The organism is Paracoccus sp. S4493, assembly GCF_000967735.1.
GTDB classification, from domain to species: Bacteria; Pseudomonadota; Alphaproteobacteria; order Rhodobacterales; family Rhodobacteraceae; genus Paracoccus; species Paracoccus marcusii.
Map to the genome: position 1 here is coordinate 1 of NZ_JXYF01000570.1, position 433 is coordinate 433.

Consider the following 433-nt stretch of genomic DNA (forward strand, 5'->3'; position numbering starts at 1 on the left):
ATCAGCCTGCGCGCGCTGCGGCTGCGGCTGGTGCTGGGCACGGCGGCGCTGGTCGGCGGGGCCACGGCGGTGGCGGGCACCGTGGGCTTCGTCGGGCTGGTCGTGCCGCATCTGCTGCGCCGCGCGGTGGGCGGCGATCCGGGGCGGCTGCTGGGGGCATCGGCGCTTGGCGGGGCGGCGATGGTGCTGGCGGCCGACATCGCGGTGCGGGTAATCCTTCCGGGGCGCGACCTCAAGCTGGGCGTCCTGACCGCCCTGATCGGCGCGCCCTTCTTCCTGCAGCTGATCCTGCGGCTGAGGGCGCGGGCATGACCGTCATGCGGCTGTCCGGCCTGTCCCTGTCGCGCAACGCGGTGCCAGTGCTGGACCGGATCGACCTCGACGTGGGGCCGGGTGAGTTCGTGGGTCTGCTGGGCCCGAACGGCGCGGGCAA

The 433-nt window shown here is 74.8% G+C and carries 1 protein-coding gene; it reads left to right on the plus strand.

Features of this window, described 5'->3' with window-relative positions; genetic code table 11:
* Positions 1-312 (plus strand): iron chelate uptake ABC transporter family permease subunit (locus TW83_RS19090; protein ID WP_045984373.1); only part of this gene is annotated, 312 nt, incomplete at its 5' end.
* Positions 313-433: the final 121 nt, after the last annotated feature.